Below are 19,109 nucleotides of genomic sequence, written 5' to 3'. Positions count from 1 at the left end.
TTTAGTGCGGCTTCACGTAGTCGAAGGGTTCGCGGCAATCGTTGCAGCGATAGAGCGCCTTGCACGGCGTCGAGCCGAAGCGGCTCAGTTCGCTCGTGTTGGTCGACGCGCACTGCGGACAGCGCACGATCGCCGTTACGATCGGGCCGTCGGCGAGGGTCCCCGAGGGAGGGACGATGCCGTGTTCGTGCAAGCGCGTGCGGCCGCGAGGGGTGATCCAATCGGTCGTCCACGCGGGTGCGAGGCGGCGCTCGATGCGCACGCGATCGACGCCGCGCTCGTGCAGCGCGTCGCGGACACTCTCCTCGATCATTGCCGTCGCCGGACAGCCCGAATAGGTCGGTGTCAGCGCCACGACCACCTCGCCTGCATCCTCGCGGATCTCGCGCACGATGCCGAGATCGGTGATCGTGACCGCGGGCAACTCGGGATCGGGAACCGCATCGAGCAATTCCCACAACCGCGCCGGCGACGTCACCATGTCGCACCCGGGAAGCTACGCGGGAGCACTTGCATCTCGGCCAGCAGATAGCTCAACGCTTCGGTATGACGCCCTTGCTTGCCGCCGCGCTGCATCCAACCGTCGCCCGGCCGCGTCAGCGTCGCGCTCGCGAAAACCGGGGCGATGTAGGCCAGCCACGCCTCACGCAGCGGCGCCGGATCGAACCCGATGCCGCGCTGCGTCATCTCGGCGTCGAGATCGTCGCCGATGAAGAGCTCACCGGTGAAGCGCCACAACGCGTCGACCGCGTGCTGTGCGCGCGCGTGGCTGAGCTCGGTCCCATCGCCGAGCCGCACGAGCCAATCCTCGCTGCGCCGCAGGTGATAGGCCGTTTCCTTCGCCGATTTCACGGCGATCGCGGCGATGTGTTCGTCGTTCGATCGCGCCAGCGCACCGAGTGCGAGAGCGGCCCAGGCGTCGTAGAAAAATCCCCGCACGATCGTGTCGGCGAAGTTCCCGTTGGGTTGCTCAACGAGCAGCGCGTTACGATAATCGCCCGCGTCGCGCTGAAAAACCAGCGCATCGGCGTCGCGTCCCTGGTTCTCGATCTCGGCCGCGTACTCGAGCCAGAGTTTGGCTTGACCGAACAGATCGAGCGCGACGTTGGCCAGCGCGACATCCTCTTCCATGACCGGTGCGTGCGCAACCCAGGCAGCGCAGCGCTGCGCCAGCACCAGCGCCGAGTCGCCGAAACGCAGGACATATTCGCCCTTCGAGGCTCGCTCCGCTCGCACCTCAGGATGACCCATCAGAGGTTTTTCACCCCCTCGGGGACTTTGTAAAAGGTCGCGTGGCGATACGCCTTGTCTTCCGAGGGCTCGAAGAGCGCCTCGCTCTCGGCCGGGTCGGTCGCGACGATGTCGCTCGACTTCACGACCCAGATGCTCACGCCCTCATTGCGGCGCGTGTAGAGATCGCGCGCGTTGCGCACCGCCATCTCCGCGTCGGGTGCGTGCAGGCTGCCGACGTGTTTGTGGGCGAGGCCGTTTTCGCTGCGCACGAAGATCTCCCAGAGCGGCCACGGCGTGCTCACGCGGGAATACCCGCGGCGTGGGTATTCCCACGCTTACGCGCGTGCTCGGCCGCGGCTTCGCGCACCCAAGCACCCTCTTCCCACGCGTCGATCCGCGCCTGCAGCCGCTCGCGGTTGCACGGTCCTTCGCCCTTGATCACGCGGTAGAACTCGTCCCAGTCGATCGCGCCGATCTCGTAATGCTTCGTTTCCTCGTTCCACCGCAAATCGGGATCGGGAATCGTCAAACCCAACCGATCCGCCTGCGGCACGGTTTGGTCGATGAACTTCTGCCGCAGTTCGTCGTTGGTGAAGAGCTTGATCTTCCAACGCATCGACTGCTCGTTGTGCGGCGAAGCCGAGTCGGGCGGCCCGAACATCATCACCGAGGGCCACCACCAGCGGTCCAGCGCGTTCTGCGCCATCGCGTGCTGCTCGGGCGTGCCGTGCGCGAGTTTCCACATCACGTCGAAGCCTTGGCGCTGATGGAAGCTTTCTTCTTTGCAGATACGGACCATCGCGCGGGCGTAGGGACCGTACGAGCAGCGGGTGAGCGGAATCTGGTTGATGATCGCGGCGCCGTCGACCAGCCAGCCGATCGCGCCGACGTCGGCCCAGGTCAGCGTCGGATAGTTGAAGATGCTCGAGTATTTCGCCTTGCCGTTCAGCAGCGCTTCGACCATCGCATCGCGCGCCGTACCGAGCGTTTCGGCCGCGCTGTAGAGATAGAGGCCATGCCCGGCTTCGTCTTGCACCTTGGCGAGCAAGATCAGCTTGCGCAGCAGCGAGGGCGCACGCGTGATCCAGTTGCCTTCCGGCAGCATGCCGACGATCTCGGAATGCGCGTGCTGAGAAATCTGGCGCGTGAGCGTCTTACGGTACGCCTCGGGCATCCAATCGTTGGGTTCGACTTTGACGCTGCGATCGAGCCGCTCGTTGAATGCGCCTTCGCGCTCGTCGCTCTGACCGGCTCCGCCCACGATGCCGTCGGAAATGGAGGTGTACATCACACGACCTCGAGTGCGGGCACGTGCGCGCGGGTCGCGTTCATCGTGAGCAAATCGTAGGTGGCGGCGACTTCGTCGTTTTGATTGAAGACGGTCACCGACCAGCGGACTTCGCCGTACTCGGGTTTGCGCGGCGTCTTCTCTTTGACCGTCAATCGCACGCGCATCGCATCGCCGGGGTACACCGGCTTGAGGAAGCGCAGGTCTTCGAGTCCGTAGTTGGCGAGCACCGGGCCGAGCTGCGGCCGCACGAACAGACCTGCCGCGAACGAGAGCACGAGGTAGCCGTGCGCCACGCGCCCTTCGAAGAAGGGGCTGGCCTTCGCCGCCGCCTCGTCCATGTGGGCGTAGAACGCATCGCCGGTAAACTCCGCGAAGCGCTCGATGTCCGCGAGCGTGATCTCACGGGTCCCAGTGTAGAACGTTTCACCGACGTTCAGATCTTCGAACGCGTGCTCGAACGGATGACTTGCGGTTTGCGTTTCGGCCGCGCCCGGATTCCAGACGCCGCTGACCGTTGCGAGTCGCTGCGGCGTGCCCTGCACGGCGGTGCGCTGCATGTAATGGAAGACGCCGCGAATGCCGCCCATCTCTTCGCCGCCGCCGGCGCGGCCCGGACCGCCGTGCACGAGCGGCGCAAGCGGTGAGCCGTGACCGGTCTGCTCCTTCGCATCATCCCGATCGACCACGAGCACGCGTCCGTGGAACGGCGCGATGCCGAGCACCAGCGCATCCGCGGTCGCGGTATCGTAGGAAAACACCGACGCGACCAAGCTGCCTTCGCCGCGGTTGACGATTTCGATCGCCTCGTCGAGCGTGTCGTAGGCCATCAGCGTCGTGACCGGTCCGAAGGCTTCCACGCTATGCACGCGCCGGAATTGCAGTGGACGGTCGCACCGCAGCACCACCGGCGAAAGGAATGCGCCGACTTGCGCATCGGCATCGACGACCGGCGGCGCTGCATCGAGGTCGCCGTAGACGACGAGCGCTTCTTGCGCGAGTTCTTTTATCGCGGCGAGCACGTCGTCGCGCTGTCCGCGGCTCACCAGCGCTCCCATCGTCACCCGTTCGCTGCGCGGATCACCGAGCACGGCGCGATCGAGCCGCGCCGCAAGCGCCCTCTGCACCGCGTCCATCAATGCGCGCGGCACGATCGCGCGCCGGATGCAGGTGCAGCGCTGACCGGCTTTGGTCGTGATCTCGCGCGCCACTTCTTTCACGAACAGGTCGAACTCGGGCGCATCCGGCGTCACGTCCGAGCCGAGAATCGCCGCGTTGAGCGAATCGCGTTCGGCGATGAAGCGCACGCTGTTCTCCGAGATCGCGCGAATCTGCTGTAATTTCACCGCCGTCTGCGCGGAGCCGGTGAACGAAACGACGTCTTGACCGGTCAGCCGCTCGAGCAGGTCGCCGAGACTGCCGGCGACGAGCTGCACGCTTCCCTCGGGCAGAACGCCCGACGCGACGATCTCTTCGAAGACGGCGTGGGCGACGTACGCCGACTGCGTGGCGGGTTTGACGATCGCCGGAACGCCCGCGATAATCGCGGGCGCGAGCTTTTCGAGCATGCCCCAGCACGGGAAATTGTAGGCGTTGATGTGCACGGCCGCGCCGCGCAGCGGCGTCATGATGTGACGACCGGCGAACGTGCCGCCTTTCGAGAGCGGCTCGACCGGACCGTCGACCGCGACGCGTCCGTCGGGAAGTTCGCGCCGTGCCTTCGACGCGAACGAGAAGAGGGTCATCACGCCGCCGTCGATATCGACGAAACCGTCCTTGCGGGTCGCGCCCGTATCGAAGGAAAGCTCGTAGAAGCGTTCCTTGTGCTCGTTCAGATGAAGGGCGAGGCGTTTGATCAGATCGGCCCGCTGGTGGAAGGTCAGCGCACGCACAGCCGGTCCGCCGACGCGCCGCGCGTGGTCGAGTACCCGCTGGAAATCGATTCCGCGGCTCGAGACCTGGGCAACCGTGTGCCCGTCGACCGCCGAGACGACCTCGGTGTACCCGTCCGGCGCCTCGTACCAGGCTCCGGCAACATAGCTGCGAAGTTTCATTGCGCCTTCCGCCTTCCGCCTCCCGCCCTACCGAACGGTAGGTCAGCCTAAATTCTACCTTCGGGGCGTCTCAGCCGTCAATTCCTTCGAAAACGATTCGCTCCACGGCCGCCGCGATCGCGGCGGCAGGCGTGCGACCGCCCGGCCGGTACCACTCGACCAGCGAGTTCGACATCCCGAAAATCAAGCGCACGATCATCGCCGGCTCGATATCGGCGCGCACCTCGCCCGCCGCCTGGGCCTCGCGCACCAACTCGGCCACGCAGGCGTCGAAGGCGCGGCGCCGCTCCATGGCCTCACGCTCGGTCTTGGAATTGCCGCGCACGCGGAAGAGCACGCTGACCTCCGCCCGCATCGACATCGTGATTTCGGCTGCGCGCCGAACGATCGCCGCCAGGCGCGAACGCGGTGCACCTTCGCGCGCGTCCCGTTCCTCGAGTACGGCAAAGAGCGCGGTCAATGCGCGATCGAGCCCGCGCGCGAGCAGCGCCTCTTTGCTCGGGACGTGGTGGTAGATGCTCGCCTTGGTGATCCCGGCGGCGCGGGCGACGTCTTCCATCGACGCCGCATCGAAGCCGCGCTCGGCGAAGATGCGAAAAGCCACGTCGGTGACCGAATCGATATCGTAGGGGCGCCGCGCTTCCATCCCTAACGAGTTCAGCCATGGCTTCCACTCGTCCCGCAGCCGCTGCGGACTCGCTCGCGAGCGAGCAACTCGTGACGCTGCTTTCCAATATGCTCTTGCAGCGCGCGGTCGATACGCGCGGCTTCCAACTCAATCGCCAAGGCAAGATCGGAATCGCGATGGGATCGGAGGGCCACGAGGCGGTGCAGGCCGGCGCCGGCATGGCGTTCGAGCGTGGCAAAGATTTGCTTTACCCGTATTACCGCAACACCGGCATCACGCTTGCCTGCGGGTTTGCGCTGGAAGATATCTTTCGTTCGCAGTTTGCCCGCGCGACCGACACGACCGGCGGGAAGTCGATCATCAATCACGTGACCGACAAGGCGAAGGGCATCGCGACGATTTCTTCGATTCTTGCCGCGCAGTGTCCGCATGCGGTCGGCGCCGCCTATGCGATCAAGCATCGCGGCGAGCGCGACCGGATAGTGCTCTGCCAATTCGGCGAGGGTTCGACCAGCGAGGGCGAGTGGCACGAGTCGATCAACTTCGCGGCGATCCACCAGGTGCCGGTCGTGTTTCTCTGCGAGAACAATCAATGGGCGATCTCGACCCCGATTTCGAAGCAGATGGCCAATCCCAGCGTCGCGGCACGCGCTCAAGGTTACGGCATCGAAGGCGTGGTGGTCGACGGATTCGATCCGGTAGCCGTCTACGACGCGGTACGGCGCGCTCGCGCGAAGGCGGTCGCCGGCGGGGGCCCGACGATCGTCGAAGCGATGTGCTACCGATTTCTTTCGCACACGACCGACGACGACGAACGCACGTATCGCACGCGCGAAGAGGTAGCGGAGCAGCGCGTCAACGATCCGGTGCCGCGGTTCGAGGCGCGCCTGATCGGTCTCGGCATCATCACCCGCGAGCGCATCGAGGAAATGCGCGCGGCGATTGCAGCCCGCGTCAATGCTGCGACCGACGCGGTCGAGCGCGAACCTTCACCCGATCCGAAGACGCTCTACGATCACGTGTACGAAGGGTCGTGCGAGGTCTGGATCTAGGCCCGTCATGCACGAGCGCGAACCCCTCGAGGGCGAGTATGAACCGCCGCAGCCAGAACCGGCTCAGCCGCGCAAGCAGCGCCGAGCCGGCGCGCTCGGCGCCACGGCCGCGACGATCGCCGCGCTCGCGCTCAAGTTCAAATTCTTGCTCGTCGGTTTGAAGTTCTTCGCGCTGAGCTGGACGTTCATACTCTCGCTCTTGCTTTACGTCGCATTCTTCGGCTGGCGCATCGGCATCGTGCTCGTGCTGGTGATCGCCGCACACGAGCTCGGGCACTACTTCGCCTATCGCGCCTATGGACTGCCGGTGCGCGCACCGGTGTTCGTACCCTTTCTGGGTGCATACACGGCCGGTGCGCTCGCCCCGGATCTCGAATCGGACGCGTACATCGCGCTCGCAGGGCCGGTCACCGGTCTGGTCCTGGCGGGTTGTTGTTACGCCGTCGGGCTTGCAAATGACGATCGATTCTGGTTTGCGAGCGCCGATATCTGCGCGTTCCTCAATCTGTTCAACATGCTGCCGGTGCCGCCGTTCGACGGCGGCCGCGTGATCGGCGCGGTGTGGCCGCCGCTGTGGATCGCGGGAGCGCTCGCATTCGTGGCTGCCGCGGTTTTCCTTCACGTTCCGATCATCTTCGTGCTGCTCATCGCGCTGCTCGGATTTCCCGTGATGATCGCCGCGCTGCGCGGCAAACCCGATCCGCGCGCCGCGGCGATGACCAACGCCGCGCGGGCGCGGGTGGGACTCTGGTACCTCGCCACCGTCCTCGGTTTGCTCTACGTGCTCGGACAGGCGCACGCCGCGCTTCCTTCAACCGCGCTTCCTTCAACCGCGCTACCTTCAACCGCGCCGCCTTCGACCGGAACGTTATGAGCGAGAAACCGCCGGATTTCGCGATGCAGCGCGCGGTCGAAATCCTTGCCAATATCTACGAACGGCAGCATCAGAAAGAGCACGCGCCGCCGCCGCCGGCCGATAAACCGATCCTCATGTTCAGCGAATCGCTGGCGCTCGACGTCAACACCACGACCAAAGTGATGGTCGAGCGGCAACTCGGGATCGCTTTCAGTTACCCGACGCGAGGCTGGCACACGTACGGCGTGCGCGGCCGAGACGGCGCACGTTTGCTCTTGAGCATCTTTTATTCGAAGCAACGGCTCGCGTCGGCGGAACTCTATCTCCCCAAGGTCGACCGCGCGCCCAAGCTCGAGCCGCAGGACGCGCACTTTCGCCTGATTCCCGGCGAGATCGAAGTCGGCATGCAGCTTACCGCGCTGCCGGAGCATTTCGGGCACATGGCCGGCATGCCGACGCGCATCGGACCCTACGCCGAGATGTTCGAAGCGCGCTTTCCCGGCGGCGCAGCCTACGCGATGGGCAACGACGGCGTCATCGAACGGCTGGCTCTCTACACGCTGCGCGAGTGAACGTTCGCATCGGCTGCGCCGCGCTGGCCGCGACTCTGATCGCGATCGGGCTGATGGCGCTGCGGCCGGCCGAGAGCACGGGCGGCGCGTTGCGCGACTTCGGCGTCTTCCGGGCCGCCGGCGAAACCCGGCTCGACGGGCGCGATCCGTACTCCGCTGCGATTGCCGCGCATGAGAACGCACTGCCGCGCGGTGCGATGATGCCGTTCGTGGGAATGCCGCCCGCGCTCCCGTTCTGGCTCGCTTTGGCACGCTTGCCGGAACCGGCGGCGAACGCGCTCTGGCGTTCGCTCCTGATTTTCGCGCTGCTCGCGCTCACGGTGGGCTCGACGATGCTCGCGCGCGTGCGCGCTCCCTTCGATTTCCTCTGCGTCGCCCTCGCCGCGCTCGCGTTCACGCCGATTACGAGCGCGATCGCGCTCGGCCAAACCGCGCTCGCCGGGGCTGCGGCCGCGGCGCTGGCGCTCGCTCTTCGTACGCCGGCGGCGTTGACCGCGGGCTCGTTCGTCGCGCTGGCATTTCAGCCGAACGCCGCCCTCGGGTTATTCGCCGCGTTCCGCCGCGGCGCGCGGTGGCTCGCGCTCGGGATCGCAGCGCTCTACGCATGCGGCGCGATCGTGCGTGGACCGCGTTGGCCGCTCTTCTACGCGCATCTGCTCGCAGCGCAATCCGCAGCGGAACGTGATTCGGTCCTGCAGTTCACGCCCGCGGCGATCGCGGCCGGCTTCGGCGCGAGCGCGCCGGCGGCGCATGCGATCGCAATCGCGGCCGCGGTCGTTGCCGCCGCAGCGGCGATCGTTCTAGCATGGCGCGCGCGCGACCAACGGTTCGGCTTTGTCGCGATCTCGTGCGCGTTGCCGTTCGCGTGCGGCTACTTTCACGGGCACGATTTCGCCGCACTCTTCGCGCCGGCGATGATCGTGCTGCGCGGCGTGCATGCACGGCTGCGCGGCGCGGCGCTCGCCGCGACGGTCGCGATCGGCGCCAACTGGCTCGACTTCGCGCAAGCCCCACACGCCTACGCTCAAGACGTCGTGCTCGGCTGCGCGCTGATCGCCGTTTGCCTCGCCATCCTCCCGCGCATCGATGCGCGCGTGATGCTGGTCGCGGTCGCGAGCGTCGCGTTGGTTGCCATCGCCGCGTGGCTCGGTACGACGCATCCGATCCCGAACTGGCCCGACGATTTTCCGGGCCTCGCCGGGCGTGGAGCGGGCACCGCCGCGGTCGTTTGGCACGCCGAGCTCGCCGCAACGGGATTACTTTCGCCAAACCCCGTCAGCGCGTTGCTGCGCTGCATCCCGCTCGCCGGCTGCGCGCTGCTCTTCGCGCTGCTCGCACGAGCCTCAGATGTCGACGTTCATGAAGTTGTCGAACGGCGAGACGCCGTTGGGGTGGAAGCCCTTTAGGTCTTTGTTGTAGATGTAGACTTCCTGAACGCCTTCGAGCGTGATCTGCGGCCGGTCTTTGGCGAGTTGTTCGAAGACGATCCGGTCGTCGGCGTTGCGCTGCGCCTGGTCGTAATGGCCGTACAGCGCATGGATCGCGGCGTTCGCCTTGGGATCGCACCAGTGCAGATCGTTTTGCCCCGCCGGCGGAATCTGATCGCAGCCGTATTCGAACGAGAAATCGCCGATCGGATCGTCGACCCAGTTGAAGAGCGTGATGTCCCACTTGCCGTTATAGAGGATGCCGCCGGCGGCGTACGGCGCAAAGAACATCGGATCGGGATAATGCCGTACTTCGATCCCAACGCCGATCTGCTTCCACGTCGACTGCAGATATTCGATGATGTGGTCAACGTTGACCAACCCCACGATCGCCGCGAATGTGAGGTCGAGCTTGACCCCGTTCTTCTCGCGGATGCCATCGGATCCGCGTTTCCAGCCGTCGGCATCGAGCAGCTTGTTTGCCTGCGCGATATCGTACGGCACCAGCGGAATGTTCGGATCGTAGTACGGCGCGATCTGCGGAGCGACGCCTTCTTGCAGGATGCCGACGCCGCGCGCAAATTTCTGGATGATCGTTTTTCGATCGGTCGCCAATTCGATGGCATGACGCACGACCGGATCGGCCAGTGCCGGACGGGTGAGGTTGAAGTCGATGTGCCCCCACTGATACGTCGGCTGGCGCAGCGCGGCGAAGCCGCTCAACTCGTTCATGCGCGCGTAGTACGCGCCGCCGACATGCACCCACATGTCGAGTTCGTGAGCCGAGAGCTGGGTGAAGATCGTATCGCGGTTCGGGATGATCTCGAAGTCGATTTCCTTGAGCTTCGGCCGGCCGCGGAAATAGTACGGGTTCGGAACCATCACCACGCGCTGCGAACGAAGCCACTCCTTGTATTTGAACGGGCCGGCGCCGACCGGCAGCGCGTTGAACGGCACGTGATTGATATTGGAATACTTCGCCAGCAGATGCTTCGGCAGGATCGACGGGTTGCCGCCGGTGCTGGAAAAGAACGTGACCACGAACGGCGCGTACGGCTTGCTCAGGTGAAAGACGATGGTGTATTTGTCGGGCTCGTCGACCTTGACGATCCGGTCCCAACCGGTGCGGCTCTCGACGTTGGTGGCCGGATTCATGATCATGTGATACGTCCACACGACGTCATCGGCGTTCAGCGGCGCACCGTCCGACCAGCGCAACCCCTTGCGCAGGTGGTAGGTAATGGTAAGGCCGTCTTTGCTCACCCCGCCGTTCGCCTGCGTCGGGACCTCGGTCGCCAGCTCCGGATACGGCAGGTTGTGTTCATCCCATTTGACCAGCCACGCGGCGGTCAGTGAGGACATGTAGCCGACGGTCAACTCCTGGCTGAACATCGGGTTGAGCGTATCGACGTCGGCGGCATCGGCGTAGCGCAGCACGTGCGGCACGGTCCACGAGTTAGCGCGTCCTCCCTCTCCCGTCTGCGAGACTTTGGTACAGGCACACAACAGCAGTGCGCTCGAGATGAGCGCGGCGGCAAAACGCTTCATATGGAGTACTCCCACGGGTTCCAGAACGGTGAGATCACGGGCGAAGGATCGAAGCCCTGCAGGTCGGTGTTGTACGCATAGGGCAGCTTGCGGAATCCGATGATGATCGTCGGAACGTCGAGCGCGAGCTGCTGTTGAAAGATGACGTAGTCCGCCTTGCGCTTGCTCTGGTCGATCGTCGTCAGCGCGTCTTCCAGCGCCTTCGTTGCGAGCGGATTGACCCAGAAAAGTGAGTTCTGCCCGCGCGGCGCGAGGTTGTCGGCCGAGTAGAGCGGATCGAGGTCGGGATCCGGCGCGCCGAACCAGCCGAAGATCGCCGCATCGTAATGGCCGCCCAAGAGCACCGAATCGGGACCGTTCGCGAACATCTCGGCGGTCGGATAGTTCTTGACATCGGCCTGCACGCCGACGTCGTGCCACTCGCGCTGCACGACCTCTTGAATCGCCTTGCCCATCGTCGCTTCGGTCTGCGTGCTGAGGTTGAATTCGAGCCGCCGCCCGTTCTTGACGCGCACGCCGCCCGGACCGGCATGCCAGCCGTCGCTTTCGAGCAGCGCCCGTGCTTTGGCGGGATCGTACGGATAGTGGACGGTGTCGGCGGTATACGCCCAGGAGAGCTCCGGGTTCTCGGGACCATCCGACGGCGTTTCGGCGCCGTGCATGATCTTCGCGATGATTTCCGGCCGATCGGTCGCGTAGGCGAGCGCGCGCCGCACGGTCAGATCGGCGAGAATCGGATTGTGCAGGTTGAAGTCGATGTGATCGTACGCATACGAATCGGTGGTGATGGCGCGCAAACCGTTGGCCGGGTTTGCGGCCAAGGCCTGATAGCGCGGCCAGTTGATCGCCGTCCCGCGCGCGACCATGTCGAGCGCATGCGTCTGAAGCTGCGTCTCGAGCGTGTTCTCGTCGGGTTCGGAGTAGACGTCGACTTCGTTCAGCTTCGGTTTGCCCAGAAAATACGCGGGGTTCGCCGCGAGCCGAATGACCGTGCCGCGCTCCCACTGGATCACCCGGAAGGGCCCGCTGCCGATCGGCATCGCGTTGAAAGGCGCGGAATTCTGCGTTCCCGCTGCAACGTACGGCGCCAGAATGTGCTCCGGCAGAATCGGCGTGCTGCCGTTGACGCCCCAGAGCTGCTCGAGAAACGGTGCATACAGGCGCTTCATGTGGATGACGGCGACGTCGGGTGTGCGGCAGTCGATGGACCCGATGTCGCGGTAGCCGTCGGTGATGGAAACGTTCGTCTTCGGGTCCATCACGTAACGCCACGTAAACCTCAAGTCGGCACAGGTCAGTGCTTTGCCGTCCTGCCAGCGGATGTTCGGGCGTAATTTGTAGATCAGCGTGCGCCCGTCTTTGCTCACGTCGCCGTTCGCGATGGTGGGAACCTCGCGCAACGCGTCCGGCACCGGATTGCCTTTCCCGTCGTACCGCACGGCGTAGGAGAAGACGAACATCGAGAGATCGAGCGTGATCGCGCTGTTATCGAGGGCGGGGTTGAGCGAGCGAACGTCGTACGCTTCGCCGATTCGCAGAACGCCCGGCTTCGTCCACGCATGCGCTTCGCCCGAGCCCGCCGGCTGCACGCGCATGCACCCGTTTGCGCAGACGGCGGTCAGCGCGAGCGCAAGTGCTAACGCGCCGCTTCGCAAGAGCCTTCGTCCGCCATCGATTCGGGATCGATCCCCTCGCGGACGCAAAACTCGCGATAGGCCCCTGGAGCGATTTCCGACGGTTTGATCTCGCTGCGGCCGCCCCAAAAAACGTTGGTATAGGCGAAGTCGATGCCCGCTTCGCGCAGATGCCGGTCGATCGCCGCCTTATGCGCCAACACGACCTCCTTTTCCATACCGTGGGCGACCGCCATGACGTTCACGTCCTTGAATTCCGGTCCCCCTTCGCGCCAATACGCGTGGGTGATGATGTAGTGCCGTCCGACTTCACGCCCCGCATCGATCTCCCGGCCCGGCGGAACGGCCCAGTGGAAGAGCGCGTTGTAGCGCGTCACCCGCTCGTCGTTCGCGGTAGCTTTGACGTGCTCGAGGAACGTCGAAAAGCGCCCGATCACGCGCCGCGCGTTGAGTTCACGCGCGACCCGCGCGAACTCTTGGTCGCTCACGCCGGCTTCACGCGCGCGGGCTCGCCAAAGGTCGCGCACGATTTCATCCGGTGCGAACTCGCGCTTGAGCGCGGTGAGTACGCACCACTCGAGTTCCGAAAGCTCGACGATCGCCGTGTCGGCGGGCTCGGCCGGCTGATCCGCGCGTGCACCCGGTTCCAGCCCGCGACGGCGCACGTGTCCCACGCCGAGCGTGAAGACCATTTTGGCCGGCATCAATCGGAAGTATTCCGCGCCGATACGGCGCGCCAGAAACGCGGCGTGCTTCGGCAACGAATAGCCCTGCGGAACCTTCAGCGTCGTCCACAAACGGTACGTGCTTCCGGGCGTCACCGCGTCGGTCGAGCGAATCACGACGTGACCCGAAAACGGATCCTCGTCGTACATGTACGCGAAGGCAGCGTCGAGCCGATCAGGCGGGACCTGCCAAGCGCAGAGTGCGCCGCGGGCGAGATTGGTCGACATCAAGGTCTGACGGACGCGGCGGATCGTGCCGGCACGCAGCATCGCCACCACCCGCTCGAGCACGATCTCCGGTTCGATGCCGCTGCGCGCGGCGATTTCTCCGAACGGATCCTCCTGAAAACCGGCGAGGCGGTCTTCGGAGACCGCCAAGATCGCGGCATTGACCGGATCGGAAATCGACGCGGGAACCGTAGGCTGCGAGGACATGAGCCTTCCTTACAGGCTTAGGTCGCTTGCCCCTAGGTCATAGGAGTACAGGGCTTCGGCTTGGCGTTCGCCGTAGAGCGCCGCCACATACGCCGTCTGCGCAGTCGCCAGATTGGCTTCTGCCGTCACGATCGCCGTAATCGTCGACGCACCGACTTTATACTGCGCCTGTGTCGCCTGCAGGCTCACCGTTGCGCTGGTTACCTCGGCCTGCGCCTGCACGAGATTCGCACGCGCCGAGATCAGATTTGCCAGGCCGCCGCGCACGTCGGACTGCACGGTCAGGCGCTCCGTCGTCATCGCCGCGCTGGCCTCGTCCAGCGTCGCGGCCGCAACGGCGACATTATAGTTGGTTAGACCTTGATCGTAGATCGGCACGGTCAGCGTCGCGCCGATCGACGACGTGCTCGCAAATGGCGTTTGATAACCGGGAACCTGCTCGCGTGCGGTGCCGGTGCTCGCATTCGCCGTTAGCGACGGAAAGCGCGCCAACTTGGCAAAGCGCAACCCTTCCTTATCGGATTCGACCGTGTGCTCGGCGGCGAGAAAGTCGGGCCGCAGCGTGTAGGCCAGCTGTAACGCTTGCGAGTAGCTCAGCAGACGCGCTTGCGGCGGCGAGGTGCCGAGAACCTGCGGCGAAATTGCCGTGTCGGCGTCGAGGCCGAGGACGGTTGCGAAGGTTGCCTGCGCTTGAATCGCGGCGCCTTGCGCCGTCACCAGCGCACCGCGCGCCTGGGCCGTCTCGAACTGCGCAGCCGCCAGATCCGACCGTGCCGCCGCGCCGGTTCGAATCTCCGCCGAAACGTACTGTTCGTTGGTCACGAACTCGCGCACCAGTGCAGCGTCGGAAGCGACGCTCGCGTTGTCTTCGAGCAGCGCGTAATAGTCGGTCGCGACATTGAACGCCAGCGTCTGCAGTTCACGCAGAAGCGTGTCGCGTCCGGCGATGTCGGCTTCCTTTGCGCTGCGGATTCCCGCGATCACTTGACCGCCGTCGTAAATCAATTCGGAGAGCGTGAGGCCCGCGCTTTCGGTCGTCGTGTAACCCACGTTGCCCGGAGAACTCGACGGCAGGGGCGTTGCTCCGCGGCTGGAGTTGGACCCGTAATCGCGCGTTATCGAGGCGCTGCCCGAAATGGCGGGGAGCAGCGCACCTTTCTCGGCGCCGTACTTTGCCGCGATCGCGCGATAGGCGGCGCGCTCGGACGCGAACGCGGGCGACTGCGCGGCAGCGATGTCGATCGCTTGCTTCAATGAGACCGTGACAGGAATCCCTGGTCGCTGTTTTTGCGCGGCGACGTCCGGCGCCGGCGATCCGTATGCCGGATAGGGCAGCGGCGTGCCGGTGATGGTCGGCATCGGAGCCGGCGTAGGAACCTGAATCGGGGCCTGCGACGGTTGCGGCTGCGCGCGCACGCCGAGCGGCACGCACAAACCGAGCGCGAACGCGGCGAGGAGCGATCGCGCCAGAAAACGGCGAGGCAGGGTCATTGCGAGGTGGTTCCCCCCTTGGCGGAATTCGAGCTTCCGCCGGTCGAGTTGATGGCGACGATACTGCCGTCCTTGAGCGTGTCGGGTCGGGTCGTAATCACTTGGGTTCCGGGTTGCACTTTGGGTGAGATCACTTCGGAGAGCGTATCCGTTTGCACGCCCAGACGCACCGGCACCTCTTGTGCTTTCTGATCGGGTCCGACCACGTAGACCGCAAAACCGCTCTGCGTCTGCGCAATGGCAGATCGCGGCACGACGATCGCGTTGTTATGAGATTCTTGCGGAACCGTGGCCGTAACCAGCATGCCGCCGCGCAGCAGCTCGCCCCGGTTCGGCATCTCGATCCGCGCCAAGTAGGAAAGCGTTCCGCTGGTGGGCACCGCGTTCACCGTCGCGATGCGTCCCGAGAACGTTCGTCCGGGCAGCGAACTCGAAGTAAAGCTCACGAGCGATCCGGGCTGCACGTACCGCAAGTCGGTGTCGGGCACGTTGATGTTGATCCAAAGCGTGTTGATACGCGAGATCCCCAGGACCGGCGCCTGCGGTCCGGCGTACGCACCCGGATCGAGCAGGCGTTGCGTGATTACGCCGTCATAGGGAGCGTAGATCGTGGTTTGTGCCACCTGCGTGCCCAGGGTCCGCGCGTTGGCCGCGGCGGCTTGGGCAGCGGCAAGCGCAGCTTTGGTGTTTTCTTCGCTCACGACGTTGTTTCGCAAGCCGATCTGCGCGGTATTGTATGCGCTCTCCGCCTGCACGTAGGCCGCATGCGCGGCTTCGAGCTGCGCCTGCGAAACGTAGCCGTTCTTGTAGAGCGCAGTGTCCTGATCGTAGACCAGTTTTGCGTTGCGCAGCGCGGCTTCATTCGTCTGCAGTGTCGCTTGATTCGTTTCGATTTGAACCGGCAGGCCGACTTGCGATCCCGAAGCCGTAGCCGATTGCTGCTTCGCCTCAGCTTGCGCCTGTGCGTATTGCGCGCGCAAGACCGAGCCGTCGATCTCGGCCAACGGCTGACCCGCGCGGACGTGATCTCCTACGTTCACGGCGATCGACGTGATCGTGCCGCTCTGCTGAAAGGCAAGGATCGACTGTTCGAGCGGCGCCACTTGGCCGTCGAGCGACACGTAGGTCGCGATATTTTGCCGCTTCGCGGCGGCAACGTCGACGCTGAGCGCCGGTGCTTGCTGCTGCGGCGCGTGAGCGCATGCGCATAGCATCAGGGTCGCGCCCAACGCATAAACGGCAGCTCGCTGGTGATACATGTTTCTTCCTTTTTGTCCGGCGGGTCGCGCTTTCAAGCTGGATACGAGCGACCGGCCCGCTTTGATTCACGATCTTGGATGGAATTCCTGACAATCTCCCGTATTCTCCCCCGGCATGAGCGCGAAACTGGAGATCGGCCGCGCGTATAGCCTTCAAACCCGGGTCGAGGAGTGGATGACCGCCGAAAAGGCGGGGAACAAGGGCGTCGACGTTCTTTCGACCTCCATGCTGGTCCAGCTGGTCGAGAGCGCGGCGGTGGCCTGCATCGAGCCCGTGCTCGGTCCGGACCTCGTCTCGCTCGGAACCCATGTCGATATCGAACATCACAAACCGGTGCCGGTTGGATTCATCGTCCGCACCGAGGTCGAAATCGTCATGGTCGATGGGCCGCGCTTGAGTTTTGCGGTCGCCGTCTTCGACGAGCGCGAGGCGGTCGCGGAAGGGACGCACGAACGGTATCTGATCGAGCGCTCGAAATTCCTCGCAAAGCTTGAAGAAAAGCTCGCCTCGGGCTAGGGTTAAAGAAACCCGGGACGGGCTCGGGTTCTACTGCAGGGGGGGCAAACGGCTCCCCGAACACCATTAAGAAGGATTGTCTTGGTGGCCCATGCCTTTTTTTGGGCTGCAAGCCCCTGATGCAACTCGTGGATTCATAAAACTCAATTTCTAGGAGGAAACATTGAAGCGACTGAGCACCGGAGTCCTCACCGCGCTGCTGGCAGCCGGTTTCGGACTTAACGCGGTCGCCGCCCCGACCCTCGCATCGCATGGAAACATCGGAACCAACGTGATCGCGCAGGACCAGGGTGGTACCATGGCTCCGCCGGCGAACTTCGGTTCCCCGCCGTCGGGGCAATACCCGATTCTCTTCAACGACCACCATGTCTATGCCAAGCCCGACACGCTGAGGCAGGGCCGCGTGCTCGCCGCGCTCGTGCGTGGGGGCACCGTGCTCATCCCGCTGCGTTCGATGTTCGAACAGATGGGCGCAACCGTGTCGTACGACCCGGCCAGCAAGACGGTGGACGTTAGTAAACCCGGCGCCGACGTGAAAGTGACCGTCGGCAAGCCCGAGGTCGTCATCAACGGTGAATCGCGTCCCCTCGACGTGCCGCCGATGATGTGGCACGGACACGTTCTCGTTCCGGTCCGCGTGATTTCGGAAGGCATGGGAGCGTACGTCCAATGGGTGCCCGATCGGCAGATCGTCGTCGTGCGCTATATTCCGCCGACGCCGCCGCCGACCCCGACGCCGGCACCGCCGGCCCCGGTGGAAACTGCGCCGCCGACGCCGACCCCGGCACCGGCCGCAACACCCTACCACGATCTCTTCATCGCCGGTGACTACATCGCGTCAGCGAAAGTCTACGACGAATTCAGCCCCGGCAACACGAGCACCAATCAAAACGGATTCCCGTACGCCATTCGCGGCGCCGCGGAGTTCGATCTCTTCGACATCCCGTGGATGGTCGAAGGCGATTGGCGTTCGATAAACTATCCGCACACCTGTGCGGGTGGTCTGGCCGCACCGACGCCGGACTGCTACGTGACGACGATCGGCGGAGCCGGCTCGACAGCCGTTCCCGCGCTCATCGTTCGCAGCTACGATCTGGATGCACGTCTGGCCATCAAGGTCGCCGATCCGCGGATCTACATCGGCGTGGGCTACATCTGGCGCGCAAACAACGTCGGATATCCGCGTATCTCGAACGTCGGCTTCGGCATCGAGAAACTGCCCGACCTCAACCATCCGTTCTCGGTGTACGGAAGCGTGTGGTACTACGGTAACGTCAAGGGCAACTTCACCGATCCGTCAGGCACCACGTACCAACTCGCATACAACATCATCAAGGCGCAATTCGGCTTGACCTACTCGTTCCAGGGAAGCCCGCTCTTCGTTGAAGGCGGCGTCCTCGGCGAGTCGCTCAAGAACAAGATCAACGCCCCGGGTGATGCGAGCAACTTCGGACCTTACGTCGGCCTCGGAATCAAGTTCTAGGAAAGTCCTACATGTAGCCCATCTCTTCGTCAGCGAGGTCCTCGATTGCCGTAGCAAACGTCGGACCTCGCTTCCTCGACCTGGACGACATGTAGAACTTTCCAGGATCGTTCCAAAGGGGAGAGCCTCCGGGAAACCGGAGGCTCTTCTCTTTTAGAGCCGCGGCGTCGGCATCGGCGAGGCCGATTCCAAGGGCAGCTCCGATTCCATCGGCGTCGGAATCGGCGAGGGCTGCACGCATGGCGGCACGATGATATCGATCTTGGGTTGCCCCGGTTGCGGTGACGGAGTGGGGCTCGCAGCCGGTGTTTCCTCGGGCATCACGCCGCTCGGAAGAGGTGTCGGGCAAAGCTGCGGGTTGGCGAAATAGTGCTCGGTGAAACCGCGCGAAAGATCGGCGCGTTCGAGCCTGCCGAAGTAGGTATTCGCGAAGCGCGCGGTCAGTACGTGCATGTAGGTCCACGCCTTCTGCTGCGCGTCGCGCGTGTAGATCTTCTTGTACATCGCGATCGCGAGAAAGTAGCTGCGTGCGAGTTGCGGATCGCCGGGATACTTGTGCGCCCACGCTTCGAGCGCTTCGTCGGCAAATCCGACCTTCGAGATGATCCCGGAATCGGTCGTGTAAGCGCCGGCGCGAACGTTTTCGTCGTGAAACGTATTGTTGATGCCGAGATAGCTGAGCTTCATGCGGCCGAAGTACTCATCACCGGGCGCAGAGTGATTGTACTCCTCGCATTCTTGCCGAGCCCACTTGCTCGGCTTGCTCAAGCACGGATCTTTTCGCGCTTTCGTGACGGCCGGCTTGGCCGCGGCATCCGAAGGAACGTTAGGCAGCATTGCCGCCAGCACGGCGAACGCGGCGACGATATGGAGTAGGCGACGTCTCATGAGGTCGGATATTCGCAAG

The 19,109-nt window shown here is 64.4% G+C and carries 18 protein-coding genes; 6 read left to right on the top strand and 12 right to left on the bottom strand.

Going from position 1 to position 19,109, the window contains the following annotated elements:
• Position 1: 1 nt before the first annotated feature.
• From paaD to VMF11_13315, 6 genes are all read right to left on the bottom strand, one after another.
• Entirely contained in the window at positions 2 to 481 is a 480-nt protein-coding gene (paaD, locus tag VMF11_13340) for a 1,2-phenylacetyl-CoA epoxidase subunit PaaD (protein ID HTU71289.1), read from the bottom strand.
• Positions 475 to 1,251 carry a 1,2-phenylacetyl-CoA epoxidase subunit PaaC gene (gene paaC, locus VMF11_13335; protein HTU71288.1) on the bottom strand — a complete coding sequence of 259 codons (777 nt, stop codon included), beginning with the start codon at positions 1,249 to 1,251 and terminating at the stop codon, positions 475 to 477. Before paaC ends, paaD begins: the two co-directional genes overlap by 7 nt.
• Complete coding sequence (gene paaB, locus VMF11_13330) at positions 1,251 to 1,535, bottom strand: 1,2-phenylacetyl-CoA epoxidase subunit PaaB (protein ID HTU71287.1); 285 nt, start codon at positions 1,533 to 1,535, stop codon at positions 1,251 to 1,253. Before paaB ends, paaC begins: the two co-directional genes overlap by 1 nt.
• Entirely contained in the window at positions 1,532 to 2,521 is a 990-nt protein-coding gene (paaA, locus tag VMF11_13325; GenBank protein HTU71286.1) for a 1,2-phenylacetyl-CoA epoxidase subunit PaaA, read from the bottom strand. Before paaA ends, paaB begins: the two co-directional genes overlap by 4 nt.
• Positions 2,521 to 4,575: a phenylacetic acid degradation bifunctional protein PaaZ gene (paaZ, locus tag VMF11_13320; protein HTU71285.1), complete on the bottom strand. Its 2,055-nt coding sequence runs from the start codon at positions 4,573 to 4,575 to the stop codon at positions 2,521 to 2,523. The genes paaA and paaZ overlap by 1 nt, the downstream gene beginning before the upstream one ends.
• Positions 4,576 to 4,645: 70 nt before the next feature.
• Positions 4,646 to 5,221, bottom strand: a complete 576-nt coding sequence (locus tag VMF11_13315; protein ID HTU71284.1) for a TetR/AcrR family transcriptional regulator — start codon at positions 5,219 to 5,221, stop codon at positions 4,646 to 4,648.
• 17 nt (positions 5,222 to 5,238) lie between these two features.
• Between VMF11_13315 and VMF11_13310 the strand changes: the two genes are divergently transcribed.
• The 4 genes from VMF11_13310 to VMF11_13295 are packed head-to-tail and all read left to right on the top strand — an operon-like array spanning position 5,239 to position 9,089.
• Positions 5,239 to 6,255, top strand: a complete 1,017-nt coding sequence (locus VMF11_13310) for a thiamine pyrophosphate-dependent dehydrogenase E1 component subunit alpha (protein ID HTU71283.1) — start codon at positions 5,239 to 5,241, stop codon at positions 6,253 to 6,255.
• A gap of 7 nt (positions 6,256 to 6,262) precedes the next feature.
• Positions 6,263 to 7,129 carry a site-2 protease family protein gene (locus VMF11_13305; protein ID HTU71282.1) on the top strand — a complete coding sequence of 289 codons (867 nt, stop codon included), beginning with the start codon at positions 6,263 to 6,265 and terminating at the stop codon, positions 7,127 to 7,129.
• Entirely contained in the window at positions 7,126 to 7,683 is a 558-nt protein-coding gene (locus VMF11_13300) for a hypothetical protein (GenBank protein ID HTU71281.1), read from the top strand. The genes VMF11_13305 and VMF11_13300 overlap by 4 nt, the downstream gene beginning before the upstream one ends.
• Positions 7,680 to 9,089, top strand: coding sequence for a hypothetical protein (locus VMF11_13295; protein ID HTU71280.1), 1,410 nt, complete (start codon positions 7,680 to 7,682; stop codon positions 9,087 to 9,089). Before VMF11_13300 ends, VMF11_13295 begins: the two co-directional genes overlap by 4 nt.
• Here the strand turns inward: VMF11_13295 and VMF11_13290 are convergent.
• The 5 genes from VMF11_13290 to VMF11_13270 are packed head-to-tail and all read right to left on the bottom strand — an operon-like array spanning position 9,027 to position 16,202.
• Positions 9,027 to 10,658, bottom strand: coding sequence for a peptide ABC transporter substrate-binding protein (locus VMF11_13290; GenBank protein ID HTU71279.1), 1,632 nt, complete (start codon positions 10,656 to 10,658; stop codon positions 9,027 to 9,029). The two genes, VMF11_13295 and VMF11_13290, sit on opposite strands and share 63 nt — an antisense overlap.
• A complete protein-coding gene (locus VMF11_13285; GenBank protein ID HTU71278.1) occupies positions 10,655 to 12,313 on the bottom strand; it encodes a peptide ABC transporter substrate-binding protein in 1,659 nt (552 codons plus the stop codon). Before VMF11_13285 ends, VMF11_13290 begins: the two co-directional genes overlap by 4 nt.
• Positions 12,295 to 13,452 carry a hypothetical protein gene (locus tag VMF11_13280; protein ID HTU71277.1) on the bottom strand — a complete coding sequence of 386 codons (1,158 nt, stop codon included), beginning with the start codon at positions 13,450 to 13,452 and terminating at the stop codon, positions 12,295 to 12,297. The genes VMF11_13285 and VMF11_13280 overlap by 19 nt, the downstream gene beginning before the upstream one ends.
• A 9-nt stretch (positions 13,453 to 13,461) precedes the next feature.
• Complete coding sequence (locus VMF11_13275; GenBank protein HTU71276.1) at positions 13,462 to 14,943, bottom strand: TolC family protein; 1,482 nt, start codon at positions 14,941 to 14,943, stop codon at positions 13,462 to 13,464.
• Positions 14,940 to 16,202, bottom strand: a complete 1,263-nt coding sequence (locus VMF11_13270) for an efflux RND transporter periplasmic adaptor subunit (protein ID HTU71275.1) — start codon at positions 16,200 to 16,202, stop codon at positions 14,940 to 14,942. Before VMF11_13270 ends, VMF11_13275 begins: the two co-directional genes overlap by 4 nt.
• Before the next feature lie 115 nt (positions 16,203 to 16,317).
• Between VMF11_13270 and VMF11_13265 the strand changes: the two genes are divergently transcribed.
• Both VMF11_13265 and VMF11_13260 read left to right on the top strand, forming a co-directional pair.
• Positions 16,318 to 16,719, top strand: coding sequence for a hypothetical protein (locus VMF11_13265; GenBank protein ID HTU71274.1), 402 nt, complete (start codon positions 16,318 to 16,320; stop codon positions 16,717 to 16,719).
• 163 nt (positions 16,720 to 16,882) lie between these two features.
• Positions 16,883 to 18,202, top strand: coding sequence for a copper amine oxidase N-terminal domain-containing protein (locus tag VMF11_13260; protein HTU71273.1), 1,320 nt, complete (start codon positions 16,883 to 16,885; stop codon positions 18,200 to 18,202).
• Between the two features lie 153 nt (positions 18,203 to 18,355).
• Here the strand turns inward: VMF11_13260 and VMF11_13255 are convergent, their stop codons facing one another.
• Positions 18,356 to 19,090, bottom strand: coding sequence for a hypothetical protein (locus VMF11_13255; GenBank protein HTU71272.1), 735 nt, complete (start codon positions 19,088 to 19,090; stop codon positions 18,356 to 18,358).
• Positions 19,091 to 19,109: the final 19 nt, after the last annotated feature.

This window comes from Candidatus Baltobacteraceae bacterium, assembly GCA_035502855.1.
GTDB lineage: Bacteria > Vulcanimicrobiota > Vulcanimicrobiia > Vulcanimicrobiales > Vulcanimicrobiaceae > Aquilonibacter.
Note: the sequence above shows the minus strand (reverse complement) of the source record. Positions and strands in the feature narration are given on the sequence as shown.

What these genes read in the sequence shown, in the direction of transcription:
- VMF11_13290 (HTU71279.1), bottom strand. Translation starts at nt 10,658, where the DNA reads ATGAAGCGTTTTGCCGCCGCGCTCATCTCGAGCGCACTGCTGTTGTGT.
- VMF11_13255 (HTU71272.1), bottom strand. Translation starts at nt 19,090, where the DNA reads ATGAGACGTCGCCTACTCCATATCGTCGCCGCGTTCGCCGTGCTGGCG.
- VMF11_13315 (HTU71284.1), bottom strand. Translation starts at nt 5,221, where the DNA reads ATGGAAGCGCGGCGCCCCTACGATATCGATTCGGTCACCGACGTGGCT.
- paaC (HTU71288.1), bottom strand. Translation starts at nt 1,251, where the DNA reads ATGGGTCATCCTGAGGTGCGAGCGGAGCGAGCCTCGAAGGGCGAATAT.
- VMF11_13270 (HTU71275.1), bottom strand. Translation starts at nt 16,202, where the DNA reads ATGTATCACCAGCGAGCTGCCGTTTATGCGTTGGGCGCGACCCTGATG.
- VMF11_13280 (HTU71277.1), bottom strand. Translation starts at nt 13,452, where the DNA reads ATGTCCTCGCAGCCTACGGTTCCCGCGTCGATTTCCGATCCGGTCAAT.
- VMF11_13275 (HTU71276.1), bottom strand. Translation starts at nt 14,943, where the DNA reads ATGACCCTGCCTCGCCGTTTTCTGGCGCGATCGCTCCTCGCCGCGTTC.
- VMF11_13265 (HTU71274.1), top strand. Translation starts at nt 16,318, where the DNA reads ATGAGCGCGAAACTGGAGATCGGCCGCGCGTATAGCCTTCAAACCCGG.
- paaD (HTU71289.1), bottom strand. Translation starts at nt 481, where the DNA reads ATGGTGACGTCGCCGGCGCGGTTGTGGGAATTGCTCGATGCGGTTCCC.
- VMF11_13300 (HTU71281.1), top strand. Translation starts at nt 7,126, where the DNA reads ATGAGCGAGAAACCGCCGGATTTCGCGATGCAGCGCGCGGTCGAAATC.
- paaA (HTU71286.1), bottom strand. Translation starts at nt 2,521, where the DNA reads ATGTACACCTCCATTTCCGACGGCATCGTGGGCGGAGCCGGTCAGAGC.
- VMF11_13305 (HTU71282.1), top strand. Translation starts at nt 6,263, where the DNA reads ATGCACGAGCGCGAACCCCTCGAGGGCGAGTATGAACCGCCGCAGCCA.
- paaZ (HTU71285.1), bottom strand. Translation starts at nt 4,575, where the DNA reads ATGAAACTTCGCAGCTATGTTGCCGGAGCCTGGTACGAGGCGCCGGAC.
- VMF11_13310 (HTU71283.1), top strand. Translation starts at nt 5,239, where the DNA reads ATGGCTTCCACTCGTCCCGCAGCCGCTGCGGACTCGCTCGCGAGCGAG.